12 protein-coding genes are annotated in these 16573 nt (G+C 43.7%); 9 read left to right on the forward strand and 3 right to left on the reverse strand.

The features are described from left to right. Positions 1-216: 216 nt before the first annotated feature. Positions 217-957: a TrmB family transcriptional regulator gene (locus ACOJUO_RS06895; protein WP_422139362.1), complete on the forward strand. Its 741-nt coding sequence runs from the start codon at positions 217-219 to the stop codon at positions 955-957. A gap of 165 nt (positions 958-1122) precedes the next feature. Continuing rightward, positions 1123-1524 carry a hypothetical protein gene (locus tag ACOJUO_RS06900; protein ID WP_422136000.1) on the forward strand — a complete coding sequence of 134 codons (402 nt, stop codon included), beginning with the start codon at positions 1123-1125 and terminating at the stop codon, positions 1522-1524. Positions 1525-1638: 114 nt separating this feature from the next. On the opposite strand, the gene deoD is transcribed toward ACOJUO_RS06900, so the two are convergent. Further along, the gene (gene deoD / locus ACOJUO_RS06905; RefSeq protein ID WP_422136001.1) at positions 1639-2349 is read right to left on the reverse strand and encodes a purine-nucleoside phosphorylase; all 711 of its coding nucleotides are present in this window, start codon (positions 2347-2349) and stop codon (positions 1639-1641) included. 72 nt (positions 2350-2421) lie between these two features. Then, positions 2422-3639 (reverse strand): phosphopentomutase, encoded by a 1218-nt coding sequence (locus ACOJUO_RS06910; RefSeq protein WP_422136002.1) that lies wholly within the window; start codon positions 3637-3639, stop codon positions 2422-2424. A gap of 415 nt (positions 3640-4054) precedes the next feature. Between ACOJUO_RS06910 and ACOJUO_RS06915 the strand changes: the two genes are divergently transcribed. Beyond that, entirely contained in the window at positions 4055-5899 is a 1845-nt protein-coding gene (locus tag ACOJUO_RS06915; RefSeq protein WP_422139363.1) for a hypothetical protein, read from the forward strand. A gap of 3 nt (positions 5900-5902) precedes the next feature. Here ACOJUO_RS06915 and ACOJUO_RS06920 read toward each other — a convergent pair whose 3' ends face one another. Next, positions 5903-6025: a hypothetical protein gene (locus tag ACOJUO_RS06920; RefSeq protein ID WP_422139364.1), complete on the reverse strand. Its 123-nt coding sequence runs from the start codon at positions 6023-6025 to the stop codon at positions 5903-5905. A gap of 236 nt (positions 6026-6261) precedes the next feature. Between ACOJUO_RS06920 and ACOJUO_RS06925 the strand changes: the two genes are divergently transcribed. From ACOJUO_RS06925 to ACOJUO_RS06950, 6 genes are all read left to right on the forward strand, one after another. Then, positions 6262-8061, forward strand: a complete 1800-nt coding sequence (locus tag ACOJUO_RS06925; RefSeq protein WP_422139365.1) for a hypothetical protein — start codon at positions 6262-6264, stop codon at positions 8059-8061. A 32-nt stretch (positions 8062-8093) separates the two neighbouring features. Next, complete coding sequence (locus ACOJUO_RS06930) at positions 8094-8315, forward strand: hypothetical protein (RefSeq protein ID WP_422136005.1); 222 nt, start codon at positions 8094-8096, stop codon at positions 8313-8315. Continuing rightward, a complete protein-coding gene (locus ACOJUO_RS06935) occupies positions 8281-10059 on the forward strand; it encodes a hypothetical protein (RefSeq protein ID WP_422139366.1) in 1779 nt (592 codons plus the stop codon). The genes ACOJUO_RS06930 and ACOJUO_RS06935 overlap by 35 nt, the downstream gene beginning before the upstream one ends. Positions 10060-10414: 355 nt before the next feature. Continuing rightward, positions 10415-12235: a hypothetical protein gene (locus tag ACOJUO_RS06940; protein ID WP_422139367.1), complete on the forward strand. Its 1821-nt coding sequence runs from the start codon at positions 10415-10417 to the stop codon at positions 12233-12235. A 301-nt stretch (positions 12236-12536) separates the two neighbouring features. Further along, positions 12537-14453 (forward strand): hypothetical protein, encoded by a 1917-nt coding sequence (locus ACOJUO_RS06945; protein WP_422139368.1) that lies wholly within the window; start codon positions 12537-12539, stop codon positions 14451-14453. A gap of 163 nt (positions 14454-14616) precedes the next feature. Continuing rightward, positions 14617-16560 carry a hypothetical protein gene (locus ACOJUO_RS06950; RefSeq protein WP_422139369.1) on the forward strand — a complete coding sequence of 648 codons (1944 nt, stop codon included), beginning with the start codon at positions 14617-14619 and terminating at the stop codon, positions 16558-16560. Positions 16561-16573: the final 13 nt, after the last annotated feature.

A 16573-nucleotide genomic window follows, 5' to 3' on the forward strand; every position in this document is an offset into this window, starting at 1 on the left:
GAAAAATCTTTGAATCTCTTAGCCTGAGCTCATTACTTTTCAATGAACGCATGAAGACAGCAGTCAGGGCAAATAACAGCAGGAAACATCAGAAACAGGTGCCCTTTTCCTACAACCCATGTCATAAGAAAAAGTGACACTTTTCTGCGGTATTCAATTTAGCTTATCCTATACAGACTGAAACACAACTGTGTTTGTCATTGGAAAATTGACAATATGAACCTGGACACATTGAAACAGCTGGGGCTCGACCAGAAGGAAATCAAGCTTTATCTGGCCCTGTTGAAGCTGGGAACCGCCTCTATCCGTGATATTGCGGCCGAAGCGGATATTAATCGCGGCACCACTTATGAGACCCTGAAAGGCCTGGCGGGTAAGGGTATTGTCAGTTACTTCCCGAAAGGAAAAAGACGGGTTTTCTGTGCAGAGCCTCCTGAAAAGCTGCTGGATCTGGCAGAAGAGAAAAAGCAGTCTCTGGAACAGAGCATTGAAGAGATGAAACAAAAGCTGATCCCGCAACTGAATCAGCTTAAACCTGACTTCAATACCGGAAACGTCCGCTTTTATGAGGGAGACAGCGGTATCGAGTTCGTTCTTAAGGATATACTGAACACGGTCGCCAAAAAAAATGATAAAAACTACTCCATTTTCTCATCCAAACCGATCCGGCAGCATCTCTATCGCCCATTTCCAAACTATACCCAGCAGCGTATCCGCAAGGGTATTAATGTCCGGGTCATTGCCATTGGTGAAGGTGGCGAGGATGCCGAGCTTTCTGAGCGCAAATGGATCAATGCCACCGGTAAAATTGATGCCAGCTATATTGCTATTTACCCCCCAAAAGTCGCCATGATCTCCCTGGCCTCGATGGACTACCCCGTTGCTGTTGTGATCGATTCTATTGAGATCGCCAACACTCAGCAAATCATCTTTGATACGCTGTGGAACACTTTGTAAAGGTATGGAAAACATTAATATCTGGGCTTCTGTATGGCAGTTCCACTGCCTGTTAGTCTACCTGACAGCCCTGTCAGTGTAATTCTCCACCCCATCTGGAAGAATCCTTATGATGCTCACGAAACCCTGCTCACCAGCGGGGTCATATATCAAGGAGGAATGACTATGATAACATCGGGAGAAATTTTAAAAGGTATCTGTATTCTTACATCCAGACTCGCCGGTGTGCCCGGCAGAGTTATTGGCCATTTTGGTGGACGCGCTGTGGGTGCCGTGGGTGGTTCTGCTATCGTTGGCGGAGCCAAGCTCTCCAACACGTTGTTCAGAACAGCTTTTGAGCCCCAGTCTGTCAATCAATACTCTGAAGAATCGGCTGAGCGCGCCAGAGTATTGGGTGGTTTCGCCTCCAAGACAATCGTTGCCCTTTCTACGGGCCCGATGCTGGCTATACCCACTGCACTGGGCATTGTTTTTGATCTGGAGAATACAATTAAGGCAATAACGCGTTGCAGCGAACATCAGGCTTTCCTGCGCGGCTTTCCTGGCTGGCATACCAGCCGTAGGTGAGGATGTGCATCCATTGGCGACTTAAACCAGAGCCTGGATGAATTGTTAACAAACCATCAGTAGCCACACGGTTGCTGATGGTTTTTTATGGAACACGGACTGGAACAACGAGAATCAGTCTCCCAACAGCACAGAGTCCAGAGCCAACACAATCATTTCGTTCAAGGATATCTGCCTGTCCTCGGGAGACATGGCCTCACCCTTGCGAATGTGATCGCTGACAGTGCAGATAGCCAGACCTTTGGCACCGTACTCAGCACATACGCCATAAAGGCCTGCGGTTTCCATTTCAACACCCAGAATGCCGTGCTTTTCCATGATGTCGAATATATGTGTCTCCGGGCTGTAGAAAAGATCCGAAGTGAAAATGTTGCCTACTTTTACCGGCATTTTTTTGTCACGGGCACTCTTAACCGCATTCTCCAGCAGGCCAAAGTCTGCAATAGCTGCAAAGTCATGGTTATTAAAGCGGATACGGTTCACCTTGGAATCGGTGCACGCCCCCATACCAATCACTATGTCGCGCAGCTTCACATCGGCAGAGATAGCACCACAGGAACCAATACGAATCAGCTTGTCTACACCGTACTCAGTAATCAGTTCCTTGTAGTAGATGGAGGCCGAAGGAATGCCCATCCCGGAACCCATCACGGATACACGACGACCTTTATATGCTCCGGTGTAACCAAACATATTACGGACGTCGTTTACCAGTTCAGCACCTTCCAGAAAGTTCTCGGCAATATACCTGGCACGCAGTGGGTCACCGGGCATCAGGCAGACGTCGGCAAAAGCACCGGGTTTGGCATGAATATGAGGGGTCATTTTATTCCTCTTGAGGGCTTTTCAAAAAGCGGGCCATGGGGCAGCAGGGTAGCTGTTAACAGTCAGCTCTGTTTATGGCAGAAAGCTGGTCCCGTAATCCATGGACTCCAGATCAAAGAAACTGGCCAGACTCTGACCGATATCTGCGAAGGTTTCCCGTTCACCCAGAGAAACCGGTGGAACCTTTTTGCCATAGACCAGTACCGGTATGTGTTCCCTGGTATGGTCGGTACCGTGCCAGGTGGGATCGCAGCCATGGTCAGCACTGATGATCAGCACATCGTCTTTTTGCATGGCGTTGAGCAGTCTCGGTATCATAGCGTCCAGCTCCTCCAGAGCCCGGGCATAACCCGCCACATCACGACGATGGCCAAAGGATGAATCAAAATCGACGAAGTTGGTGAAGATCAGGGAGCGATCTCCGGCTGACTCCAGCGCCTGCATAGTGGTTTCAAACAAAGCAGGAATGCCGGTCGCTTTCAAGGTTCTGGTAATGCCCTGATGGGCGAAGATATCCGCTATCTTTCCGACACTGACCACTTCGCCACCGCTGCCCACCAGCTTATCCAGCAGCGTGGGAGCCGGAGGCAGAACCGAGTAGTCCCGACGATTTCCTGTTCTCTGGAAGTCACCGGCATCATCACCTGTGAAGGGACGGGCAATGACACGGCCAATATTGTAAGGGTCGAGCAGCTCACGGGCGATTTTGCAGACTTCATAGAGTCTTTCCAGACCAAAAGTCTCTTCATGGCAGGCAATCTGAAAAACGCTGTCAGTCGATGTATAAACAATAGGCTTGCCAGTGCGCATGTGTTCTTCACCAAGAATTTCCAGAATGGTAGTTCCTGAGGCGTGACAATTACCAATAACACCGGGCAGGCTGGCTTTCTCGACCAGTTGATCCAGCAGCGCCTGTGGAAAGCTGTTTTCCACGTCTTTGAAGTAGCCCCAGTCAAACAACACCGGAGCGCCCATCATTTCCCAATGGCCACTGGGAGTATCCTTGCCACTGGAAATTTCCCTGGCGTAACCGTGGGCACCGATCAGCTTTACATTGGTGTTCATGCCAGCGGGAAAAGCTCCTGAGGAATCTTTAGCCGCGTGCAACAGACCAAGACTGGCCAGCATTGGCAATTCAAGTATACCCCGTCGACCAATGTCTGCCTCGCCCTGTGCGCAGGTCCTGGCGATGTGGCCAATCGTATTGGAGCCTGCATCACCAAACTGATCGGCATCAGCACTGGCGCCAATCCCGAACGAATCCATCACCAGGACAATTGCTCGTTTCATATGAGATACCTTACCAACTCCTTGCGAGTCCCCTAATTATTACTCAGAAAAATACAGAGCAGCACAGTGATTAGTACCTAATCCATTGAAGGTCAGGAAATTAACTGAGCTGTATGCACTTTCATACGCTACTGCAATTCGGGGACTACTCTATCAGGACATTCAGAAACTTCGGAAGGCACTGGAGCAAAACAACCACAGTCATTTGACAATCCCCCTCCTCGTGACTCACGCAGAAATGGGTGTCATGAGGTGCATCATGAGGAGCACGAAGCCCTGCGCTCCCGGTAACTTCCAGAAAACCGAGTTGGCTGGACGATCAGGCCGGGGCCGCCTGTCGGTTAAAATTGAGCACTGCTGCGATTCGTAGACTACTTTATCAGGGGCATCCATAAATTAAAGAAGGCAGATGTTGATGAGTAACTCCATTTCTCGATTTCCCGGAACAGGAAAACAATCGGTACATTTCCGTCCTGACAGGGCTAGTCAGTGGGTTGCTGCTGTCCTTGGCCTCATCACTATGGCCTGCCCATGTTCAAAACTGCTGGCAGACAGTCCTCTACCAACGCCGGGGGGGGAGATATCTGTTGGCCATAAAACGACAAAAGATTCCAGCTTGCTGGACAACTACATTAACCATTACTCAATTTTGGGGGAAGTCCCTCCAGCTGCTCTCAGCACGGATATGACCCATCTTGTCTTTGCCATGAACTATGAAAATGAGCAAGACGAAAAAAAAGATGAGAACTCGTTAGAGCCGGAGGCAGCTGCAGCACCACAACAGCAGTCATTAATCGAGATTGCACTCCCGCTAATGAGCCCTTCCCAAGTTTCCAACATTATTCAAGGTATGAATACAGGCCTTAATGTCAACACCGTGAACGTTATGCTGGAGGGCATCCCGGAGACCCCTCCCGTTCACGGCCAGACAATTGCGAACATGATTCAGCATTTGATAGAAACACTCAGTATAAATGTCAACGAAGTCCAGAATGGTTTGATTAGCGCTCTGTATGATATCCATGGCAGCGAATCTCCTGTTGATTTAACCAAACCACAACAGCAACAGAGCCTCGCGATGTTGATAGTGAGTTACTATACAGCCCTTAATTCAAATGGAACATCTCCTCAAACCACTCAGGCTTTTTTTAGCTCATTTTTGCTTCACGCTGTCGGCTTGTCCTGTATCGGGAGACTCCATGCCAAAAAAGAAGACCTTTTAGGTTCAAAAGAACCCATAGAGGATTCCGAAGTTTTAAAAGCAAATGTTAAAGAATCCGGCTCAGTCTTTTCTACCCTTAAATTATTGGAAGAAGCGCGCCGTGATTTTTTGCTACAGCTCGATAATTACGCAGAGGTTGAAAAAACTGACGCACTTCTTGATCCAAAGCTCACAGCCGCTACCAGTCTACTCAACTATCGTGTTGATAAGAACGGGATACCGCTTTATAAACGTAATAAAAAATCACACGAGCGAATGTTGAAACTAATAGGGGTACATGGTGAAAGCAACCCTGAGCTGGTTGCCTGGAACAGTCAGTTTATGACTTTGATTCATGCTATAAGCATGCTTCTTGATCCTTTCGTTATCCAATTCACAGGTTCGCATGTTGACAACCTGTCGCATTATTTTTCTGCACTAAATTGGGATCATCTTATTACTGACTCTGAAGGCAAAGAGCGGAGCATATTTGAAGTATTCAAAGAGGTAGTAGGCGACGCAAAAGATAACCCCGGAAATGAAAGTCCTGAATTATTTAAAAAATTACTTCACGCCCTGCGAGAATACATAGAAAAGCAATTACAAAAAACGTTCACTGAAAATGATTACAAAGTCGTAATGGTAACTCTCGGCACAGGATTTGCCGACCTTCTGGAACAATCAAATGATATGTTGGAAATATTTGATAAGCAGATTGATGGAGCCAAAGATGACAAGGCAGCAGAAGGACAAGAAGGACAGAAGCTCAGCGAAGTAGAGAAGAAGAGGAAACATTTGGGGCAAAGGATTAACTACTTGCAAGATTTCGTCATTTGGCTCAGATCTAACTATGATTTTGACATGACGTTGCCTTATGACTCTCACAGCAATAACTCCCACGTTGGAGACTCTGAGAGTAATGATGCTGACAGAAGTAGTAATGATGCCGACGGAAGCAGTAATGATGCTGACGGAAGCAGTAATGATGCTGACGGAAGCAGTAATGATGCTGATAAAAGTAGTAATGGTGATGAAAGAGGCAGTCTTGAAGGAAGTTAAGCTCTAATCCTCATACTGACCGAGTGCCACCAGGCTTCCCAGCGTTCTGCCAGCTCCGAAGTGGCTGCGGTTTCGGTCGGTAAATTTCTGCCATGCCAGTGGCAATGGCTTGTTGTTTTTCAGCATTTTTGCTAATCGCCTCACCCACGGAATTCCAGCCTGCGGCCTGGCCGCCTTGTCTTATGCAAAAGTCTTGATGAACAGCCATTGAATCACAAAGCCCTATGTCTTCATAATTCCTTGTATCTGCAAAACGGAGCTGGCTGTTCAGTATTGGACTATCGTACCCTTGAAATTGTGCACTGCTGCTATCCGTGGACTATTTTGTCAGAGCATACATTATCTGAAGAAGAAAAATGTTGATGGTTAACTCGATTTCGCGATTACCTGAAACGGCAAAACAATCGACAATTTTCCGTCGTGACAAGGCTAATCAGTCGGTTGCTGCTTCCATTGGCCTCATCATTATGGTCTTCTCCTATTCAAAACTGATGGCAGAAAATACTTTATCAACGACAGTGGAGGAGAGATTTTTTGAAGATAAAAGCACAAAATCGTCTGGCTTTCTGGATCACCTGATTAACCATAATGCCTACATGGGAAGAATCACTCCCTTTGTTCTCAATCCAAATTCGACCCATCTTATCTTTGCCATGAACCATGAAAATGAACGAGACCAAAAAAAGGATGAGCATTCAGAAGAATCAGAAGGAGCCGGAGCACAGCAACCACAGCCTTTAATGCACATTCCGCTCCCGCTAATGAACCATGCACAAATTACTACTATGATTCAGGTCCTGAATTCAGACCTTGATGAAGACTCCCTGCCTCCCCTGAACACTATGTTGAGCTACGTACCGGTAACACTCCCCAATGAGAACCTGACCCTTGCAAGCATGATTCAAAAAATCACACAAACACTCAACATTTTGCCTAACTATAACCAGGATGAGGTAATAAATGCTCTATATTCTATCCAGAGCACCCAATCTCCTGTTGATATAACCAAACTACAACAACAACAGAGCCTCGCGATGTTGATGGTCGCTTACTATACGGCCATCAATTCAAGTGGAGCTAACCGTCAGGAAGCTCGTGTTTTTTTTAACTCATTCCTGCTTCACGCTGCTTGCTTGTCTGGTATTGAGAGACTTTATACCAAAAAAGATGACCTTTTAGGCACAAAAAAACCCATAGAAGATCACGAAGTCTTAAACGGGAATATTAAAGAATCTGCTTCAGTCTTCACTGCTCTGAAATCACTGGAAAAAATGCGCCTTGCGTTTTCGCAAGAATTGGAGGATTCCTTAGAAGCTGATGAACCCGGGACATCAGTTAATCCACTGCTGATAGCCGCTTTCTCACTGCTCAATCATGCAGTTAATATAAATGAAATGTTTATCTGTGAGCGTAATATAAGATCGTATAAACGAATGTTAAGGCTGATAAGAGAATATGATAAAAAAAAACCTGAATTAATTACCTCGAATAATCAAATCCTGTGTTTCATTCATGCCATAAGCCTGACTCTTGATCCTTTCGATATACAATCTGCAAGTGAATATGTTGACAGCCTGACGAGTTTTCTCAGTAACTCTAATAGGAATCAAACCATTACTGAGTCTGCAGGCAAAGAAGGCAAAGAGCAGACATTGTTTAAAATATTCAAAAAGGTACTATCCGACGCAAAAGACAACCCGGGGAATGAAAACCCCGCATTATTTAAAGACTTGCTTCTGGTCGTAGCAGAATACATATCGCAACAATCACAAAATACCTTTATTGATCCAAATGATTACCAAGCCATGATGGTAACCCTCGGAACAGGATTTGAGGACCTGCTGGAACAATCACACAAGATGTTGCTATTTTTTGAGGCAACTATTGTCACCGATGCCAATGAACAGGCTAATGCAGCCAAATATAACGGGGCAGCAAAGGCACAAAAGGGAAATGAACTCTGCGAAGAAGAGAAGAAGTTAAAACACCTGAAAGAACGGATAAATTACTTGGATAATTTCGTTGATTGGTTCAGGCTTAACTATGATTTTATCATGAAGACCCCTTATAGCTCTGACAGTAGTGATACTGACAGTAGTGATACTGAAATTCTTGATACTGAAAGTAGTGATGCCGACAGAGCAAGTCTTGACGGCGTTTAATTTTTTATTCATCTTCCCTGCTTTCAGACCGAGTGCCACCATCAGGTTTCCCGGAGAACGTTCGACTCGGAAGCGGTATTGGTTTCAGGCGGTCATTCCATGCTCAGGCACAAACCTATATTGAAGACGGCGTGACCGGATCTGACCTGTTCGTAAAATTGAGTACTGCTGCAATCCATGGACTACTTTATCAGGGCACTTATAAAATAGAGAAGGCCGATGTTGATGAGTCACTCCGTTTCTCGATTACCTGAGACAGTAAAGCGATTGATACTTTTCCGTCGTAACAACACCAATCAGTGGGTTGCAGCTACCCTCAGCCTCGTCGCTATGGCTTGCCCCTGTTCAAAATTGCTGGCAGGAAATCCTTTTTCTACACCGGTGGAGGAGAAATTTATTATAGGAAAAATGACAAAAGAGTCTGGCTTCCTGGAGGATTTGATTAACCATAATACTTATATAGGGAAAAACCCTCCTTCTGCTCTCAGCCCGAATACAACTCATCTTATCTTCGCCATGAATCATGAAAATCAGCAAGGTGAAAAAATGGATGAGGATTCAGAAGCATCGGAGGGAGCTGGAGCACAACAACCGCAGCATTTAATGCAGATACCTCTCCCACCAATGACCCTTGCAGAAGTCGCTACTATTATCGAGGGCTTGAATACAGGCTTTAATCAAGCCACCCTAAACACTATGTTGAGCTATGTTCCGGCGACCCCTCCCAATGGGGACCTGACAATTCTAATTATGTTGCAGCAATTGATAAAAACTCTCAACATTACGGTTCAGGATAACCAGAATGTCATGGTAACTGTTCTATCTTCTATCCAGGGTACCACATCACCTGTCGATATCACCAAACCACAAGATCGACGGAGACTCGCGACGTTGATGCTGGCTTACTATACAGCTATCCATTCAAATGGAGCATCCCCTCGAGCAGCTAATGTTTTTTTTAACTCATTCCTGCTTCACGCCACTCAGTTGTCTGGTATCGAAAGACTTGATGCCAAAAAAGGTGATCTATTAGGTACAGATGAGCCAATAGAAGCTCACGAAATTTTAAAAGCCAAACTCAAAGAGTCTGCTTCAATCTTCTCTGCACTGGTGGCGCTGGAAGAGATGCGCTTTGATTTTTTGGAACAAATGGAGAACCCTCTGGAAGCTGATAGATTCGGAACATCAGCCGACGATTTACAGCTAATAGCTGCTTCCAGTCTACTCAACTATGACGTTAATGAGAACGAAGAATCACTTTATGAGTGCCATATAAATTCAGCAGAACGAATGTTGATATTAATAAAGGAATATGGTGAAAATAAACCTGAACTGGTTGCCTTGAATAGTCAGTTCATTAATTTGCTTAATGCCATAAGACTGACTCTTGATCCTTTCACTTTACAATCTGCAACTGCACTTATTCACAATATATCGAGTTATCTTAGTAAATCAAAGTCGTATCAAACCTCTACTGAGGTTAGAGGCATAATGAGCAAAGAACAGAAATTATTTGAAATATTCAGAAATATATTAACCGACGCAAAAGACAATCCGGGCAATGAGAATCCTGAATTATTTAAAGAATTGTTTGTAGCCATAAAAAAATACATATCACATCAATTGAAAAACATGTTTGCTGATGAAAATGATTACCAAGTCATAATGGTAACCCTCGGCACAGGATTTGCGGACCTGCTGGGTCATGCACGCATGAAGCTGTCAATGCTTGAGCCAACTATTGACACCAATGCCAATGAACTGGCTGATGATGCCGTGCATAGAGGAGCAGCAAAGGGGAAAAAAGGCATAGAGCTCAACAAAGATGGGAAGACGAGAAAACACCTGAAAGAACGCATAGATTACTTTATTGATTTTGTCGATTGGTTCAGGTTTTACTACGACTTTGCCATGAAGAATCCTTATGATTCTGATACCAGTGACTCTCAAAGCGATGACTCTGAAATCAAGATTTTGAGAGTGGTAACGCCTCACTAGAAGCCTGACCGAGAATAGCGCCCGTCTGGGCGACCCCGTCTGGGCGACCCCGTCTGGGCGACCCCGTCTGGGCGACCCCGTCTCGGCGACCCCTTAGCGAGGTCAGCAGAAAATTGAGGATGAAGGTGCAGGAACCAGATCAACGCAGGAGCAGTTGCCACGTTCCGGGGAAGGTACTTAAAATTTGGCGCAGAATCGATCCTTAGACTACTTTTTCAAGTCATTAATAAACTGGTGAAATCAGATGTTGATGAGCAACTCAATTTCTCGATTACCTGGATCAGCAAAGCGATCGATTTTTTTCCACCCTGACAAGACTAATCACTCAATTACCGCGTTCCTGGGCCTCATCATTATGACTTGCTCCTGTTCAAAACTGCTGGCAGAAAGTACATTATTAACGACAGTAGACGACAGATTTATCGAAGACAAAACAACAAAATCCTTTGGCTTCCTGGATGACTTGATTAACCATAATGCTTACATAGGAAAAATCCCTCCATCTGTTCTAAATCCGAATTCGACCCAGCTTATCTTTGCCATGAACTATGCAAATGAGCGAGCCGAAGGAATGGATGAGCATTCAGAAGAATTAGAGGGGGCTGTAGCGTCGCAGCCGCAGCCTTTAATGCATATTCCCCTTCCGCCCATGACCCATGCTCAAATTACTGCCATTATCGAAGGTTTAAATGAAGGCCTTGAAGAAGGCACTCTGAACACTATCTTGAGCTACGTCCCGACAACCCTCCCCAATGAGAGTCTGACCATTGTAAGCATGATTCGGCAAGTGATAAAAAGCCTCAATGTAATAATGACCGACGACCAGAATGTGATGATAAAAGTTCTGACTCACATCCTGGGTACCGAATCTTCTGTCGATATCACCAAACCAGAAGATCAAAAGAGTCTCGCGATGTTGTTGGTGAGTTACTATACTGCCATCCATTCAAATGGGGCATCTCCTCAGGCGGCTTATTTCTTCTTTTACTCATTCCTGCTTCACGCCGCTGGCTTGTCTGGTATAAGAAGTCTCCATGCCAGAATAGGTGACCTTTTAGGTGCAGAAAAACCAATACTGGGCCACAAAGCTTTACAAGAAAATGCTAAAGAATCTGCCAAGTTCCTGGTTGGCCTGGAGGTGCTGGATGAAATGCACCTTCAGTTTTTGCAACATATGAAGGATCTCTCAGAAGCTGAAATATCCTGGACATCAGTCGATTCAGTGCTAATAGCCGCGTCCACTTTGCTGAACTATGACGTTAATAAGATCGAAATCCCCATTTATTGGCGTAATGTCAAATCAGCCAGACGCATGTACAGTCTGGTAAAAGAATATTACAAAAAAAGACCTGAATTAGTTGCCTCAAATAGCCAATTTGTGAGTCTCATTGATGCCATAAACCTGATTCTTGATCCTTTCCTTATACAATCCGCATATGAACATGTTGGCAAGATTTCGAGTTATTTTAGTCAATCAAACTGGGGGCAAACCATTACTGATTCCAGAGGCAAAGAACAGGAATTATTTCAAATATTCGAAAAAGTATTAGCCGACGCAAAAAACAACCCGGAAAATCAAAGTCCTGATTTATTTCAAGAATTGCTTCTGGCCATTGAAAAATACATGGCGCAACAATTACAAAAAACGTTCGTGGATCAAAATGATTACCTGGTTATATTGGCAACCCTCTGCACAGGATTTGAAGATCTACTAGAACAGTCAGACAAGATACTGGAATTTCTTGAGGCGACTATTGTCATCAATGCCAATCAGCAGACTAATGAAGCTAAGTATGACAAAGCACTAAAGAGACAAGAAGAACTCAGCAAACAAGAGTGGCAGAGAAAACACCTGAAAGAAAGGATATTATTCTTACAGGATTTCGTTGAGTTGCTCTGGTCTAAATATGAATCTGTTATCATTACTCCCAATGACTACGACAGCAGTGACTACGAAAATAATAACTATAGCAATATTGACTATGCCAGTATTGACTACGGCAGTAGTGACTCTGAAAGCAGTGATACTGAAAACAGTCACGCTGAAAATAGTGATACCGACATTGAGGCTTCTGAAAGAAATGATGCTGAAAGTAGTGATGCTAACTTAGGTGATGATGAAAGTAGTGATGCTGACAGAAGCGGTCTTGAGAGACTTGACGGATTTTATTTTTAATTTTCTTCCTGTTCTTTAAAACCGATTGCTACCAGAAGCCTTCCCAGCAAATTGCTGGCTCCCAGGTGCAGGTGGTATAGATCCGTTCCTGCCTCATAAGCTCAGTGGCAATCGTCAGGTGTCCTGCGGCGTCCCGGCCCGTGAGTTTAAATCCTACGCTCTCTTTGCCACTGTCACAAATCGCTTCCAGTATGATGCAGACAGATTAAGGTTTGACATTCACAGGCACTCAAATTGAGTACTGCTGCAATCCATAGACTACTTTATCAGGGCATTCATTACCCAAAGAAGGCAGAGGTTGATGAGTAACTCCACTTCTCGATTACCCAAAACAACAAAACAATCGATATTCTTCCATCGTGGCAGGGCCTATCGGTCGGTTGTTGCTTGCCTTGGCCTTATCTTTATGGTCTACCCCTATTCAAAACTGCTGGCAGTACATACTTTATTGACACCAGTGGATGAGAGATTTGTTAGAGAAAAAACGACAAAAGCGTCAAATTACCTGAACGATTTGATTAACCATAACGCTTATTTAGGAAGCACCACTCCTTTTTTTCTCAATCCGGATACCACCCAACTCATCTTTGCAATGAACCATGAAAATGAGCAAGTCGAAATAACGGATGAGCATTCAGAAGAATCGGAGGGGGCTGGAGCACTGCAGCCGCAGCCTATAATGGAAATTCCGCTGCCACCAATGACCCATGCACAAATTACCGACATAATCCAAACGTTGAATACAAGCACTGAAGAACGCAGGCAAATCATGAACGCTATGTTGAGCTACCTACCGATAACACCTCCCAATGAGAGCCTGACCGTTGCAGACATGATTGAGCACGTGACAAAAGCTCTCGGTGTTGTGACGGACCATAAGCAGGATGACATAATAGAAGTTCTATATTCTATCCAGGGCACTCAATCACCTGTCGATATTACCAAGCCAGTAGACAAATTCAGGCTCGCGATATTGTTGGTGACTTATTATACCGCCATCAATTCAAATGCAGTTTCCCCTAAAGTGGCTAACATTTTTTTTAACTCATTCCTGCTTCACGCTGCCGCCCTGTCTGGTATCGAGAAACTCGATGCCATAAAAGGTGATCTTTTAGGTATAAAAGAACCCATAAAAGATTACGAAGTTTTAAAAGCAAATGTTAAAGAGTCAGCTTCGATCTTCATTGGCAAGGGAGTGCTGGAAGGAATGCGCTTTGATTTTTTGCAACAATTGAAAGATAACTCAAAAATTGTAGAATTCGAGACACCAGCCAGTTACCGGCTATTAGTTGCTTCTACTCTGCTCAACTATGGCATGATTGATAACGGAATGCCGGTTTATCAGCGTAATATGATATCAGCTATCCGGATGTTAAGACTGATCGTAGAATATGGTGAAAAAAAACCCGAATTAGTTGCCTCTAATAGTCAGTTCATCAATTTTATTAATGCCATAAGCCTGATGCTTGATCCTTACGTTATACAATCTGCAAGTGAATGTATTAACAACATGACGGATTATTTCTACCAGTCAAACTGGGATCAAACCATTACCGACAATGAAGGCAAAGAACAACAATTATTTGAAATATTCAAAAAGATCCTAAGCGACGCTAAAGACAATCCGGGAAATGAAAATCCTGAATTATTTCAAGAATTGCTTCTGGCCATAGAAAAATACATAGAACAAAAATTACCAAAAACGTTTACTGATCAAAATGATTACCAGGTCATAATGGTAACGCTCTGCACAGGATTTGACCACCTTCTGGTACAATCAAACAGAATGCTGACATGCCTTGAGTGCAATATTTTCATCAATGCTAATCGGCATAATGATGAATGCAACCATGGCAAGGCAGCAACAGAACAAAAAGAGAGGCAAAAGAAACACTTGGAAGAGCGGATATCATACTTGCGAGATTTCGTCGATATGCTCAGGTCTAAGTATGATTTTGCTATGAAGACCCCTCTTAACTCTTACAGCAATGACTCTGACAGCAATGACTCTGACAGCAATGATTCTGGCAGTGATGACTCTGACAGTAATGATTCTCACATCAGTGAATCTGACAGAAGTGACTCTGGCAGAACTGACTCTGGCATAAGTGTCCCGGGTAGTAGCGACTCTGAAAGTTGTGATGCGGTCATGGATGACCCTGAAAGTAGTGATGCTGAGAGAGGTGCTCTTGAAAGTCTTGACGAAGTTTATTTTTAATCTTCTTCTCTGTTCTTTCAGACCAAGTGCTAATGGCCTTATGGACTGCAGCTTCCAGCATTATGCAGGTAGATTGAGGTGTAGCATTAAAAAGTGCTCAAGTTGGCCAATGCTGCATTCCGTGGACTACTTTATCAGGGAATTTATAAGTTAGAGAAAGCAGATGTTAACAAGTAACTTCATTTCTGAATTTCCTGAAACAGCAAAAAAACCGATACTTTTCCATCGTGACAGGGCCAAACGGTCGGTTGCTGCTTGTCTTAGCTTTATCATTATGGTTAGCCCTTATTCAAAACTGATGGCAGCACATACTTTATTCACACCCGTGGATGAGAGATTTATTGAAGAAAAAACGACAAAAACCTCTAATTACCTGAACGATTTGATTAACCATAATGCTTATTTAGGAAAAACCTCTCCTTTTTTTCTCAACTCGAATACAACCGAACTCATCTTCGCAATGAACCATGAAAATGAGCAAGTCGAAAAAATGGCTGAGCACTCAGAAGAATCCGAGGGAGCTGGGGCACAGCAACCGCAGCCTTTGATGGAAATTCCGCTGCCACCAATGAACCATGCACAAATTACCGCCATTATCCATGAATTGAATACAGGCATTGATGAAGACATCTTAAACACTATGTTGAGCTACGTCCCATTAGCCCCCCCCAATGAAAGCCTCACAATCTTAAGCATGCTTCAGCAATTGATAAAAACTCACCACATTGTGGTTGACTTCGTACAGCTTGAAATGTTGGCAATTCTAACCAAAATCCATAATACCGAATCATTCGTCGATATGACCAAACCAAAAGATCAACAGTGCTTAGCGGTGCTGATATTGAGTTACTATACAGCCATTAGCTCCCCCCCTCCTGGGGGCCATTTCTTTTTTGGCTCATTCCTGCTTCATGCCATCGGCTTATCTGGTATAGAGGTCATAAAAGATGACATTTTAGGCGAAAAAGAACCCATAGAAAATCACGGTTGTTTAAAAGCAAATGTTAAAGAAGCTAATTTGGTCTTCTCTGGTCTGAAATTATTGGGAGAAATGCGTCTTAATTTTTTGCGGCAATTGAATCAACTCTCAAAAGCTGATCAATCCGAGGAACCAGTCAATTTATTGCTAATAGCCGCTACTACCCTACTCAACGATGGCATTAATCGTAACAAAATACCGTTTTATCGACGTAATATAAAATCAGCTAAACGAATATTAAACCTGACAAATGAATATGGTGAAAAAAAAACCGGATTAGTTGTCTCGAATGATCAGTCCATCAGTTTTATTCACTCCATAGGCCTGATTCTAGACTCTTTCGTTAAAAAATTCTCAGTTCTTGAGTATCTCGTTAGACAATTCTCAAATGCAAATATTGATAGCATATCGATTTACTTTGGCAAACTAGACTTGGGTCGAACCATTACTGACTCTGAAGACAAAGAAGATAAAGAAGATAAAGAAGATAAAGAAGATAAATTATTTGAAATTTTCCAAAAAATATTAATCGGTGCAAAAGATAACCCAAAAAATGAAAACCCTGAATTATTTCAAGAATTGCTTCTAGCCTTAGAAAATTACATAGAACACCAATTACAAAAAAAATTAGTTAATCAAAATGATTATCGCGGCATTTTGATAAACCTCTACACAGAATTTAATAACCTGCTGAAACAATCACACAAGATGCTGGAATTTCTTTCAGCGAGCATTATCATCCATGCAAATCAGCAGGCTGATGTAGTCAAACATGACAAGGCAGCGAATGAACAAGAAGTAAAAGAGCCCAGCAATGACAAAAGGCAGAGAAAACTTCTGGAAGAACGCATATTATACTTGCAAGATTTCATCGATTTGCTCAGCTCTAAATATAATTTTGCTATGGAGACACCTATTAACTCTGACAGTAGTGACTCCGATAGCAGTGACTCCGATAGCAGTGACTCCGATAGCAGTGACTCCGATAGCAGTGACTCTGACAGCAGTGACTCCGATAGCAGTGACTCTGACAGCAGTGACTCTGGCAGAAGCGGCTCTGGCAGAAGCGGCTCTGGCAGAAGTGACTCTGAAAGCAGTGACTCTGACAGTAATGGATTCTGGCAGTAGCGATGCTGATATA

This window comes from Endozoicomonas sp. ALC020, assembly GCF_049275935.1.
Taxonomy (GTDB): domain Bacteria; phylum Pseudomonadota; class Gammaproteobacteria; order Pseudomonadales; family Endozoicomonadaceae; genus Endozoicomonas_A.

Coding starts and splice junctions, on each gene's coding strand:
- ACOJUO_RS06925 (WP_422139365.1), top strand. CDS start 6,262: ATGGTTAACTCGATTTCGCGATTACCTGAAACGGCAAAACAATCGACA.
- deoD (WP_422136001.1), bottom strand. CDS start 2,349: ATGACCCCTCATATTCATGCCAAACCCGGTGCTTTTGCCGACGTCTGC.
- ACOJUO_RS06920 (WP_422139364.1), bottom strand. CDS start 6,025: ATGCTGAAAAACAACAAGCCATTGCCACTGGCATGGCAGAAATTTACC.
- ACOJUO_RS06945 (WP_422139368.1), top strand. CDS start 12,537: ATGAGTAACTCCACTTCTCGATTACCCAAAACAACAAAACAATCGATA.
- ACOJUO_RS06950 (WP_422139369.1), top strand. CDS start 14,617: ATGTTAACAAGTAACTTCATTTCTGAATTTCCTGAAACAGCAAAAAAA.
- ACOJUO_RS06910 (WP_422136002.1), bottom strand. CDS start 3,639: ATGAAACGAGCAATTGTCCTGGTGATGGATTCGTTCGGGATTGGCGCC.
- ACOJUO_RS06915 (WP_422139363.1), top strand. CDS start 4,055: ATGAGTAACTCCATTTCTCGATTTCCCGGAACAGGAAAACAATCGGTA.
- ACOJUO_RS06900 (WP_422136000.1), top strand. CDS start 1,123: ATGATAACATCGGGAGAAATTTTAAAAGGTATCTGTATTCTTACATCC.
- ACOJUO_RS06940 (WP_422139367.1), top strand. CDS start 10,415: ATGACTTGCTCCTGTTCAAAACTGCTGGCAGAAAGTACATTATTAACG.
- ACOJUO_RS06935 (WP_422139366.1), top strand. CDS start 8,281: ATGTTGATGAGTCACTCCGTTTCTCGATTACCTGAGACAGTAAAGCGA.
- ACOJUO_RS06895 (WP_422139362.1), top strand. CDS start 217: ATGAACCTGGACACATTGAAACAGCTGGGGCTCGACCAGAAGGAAATC.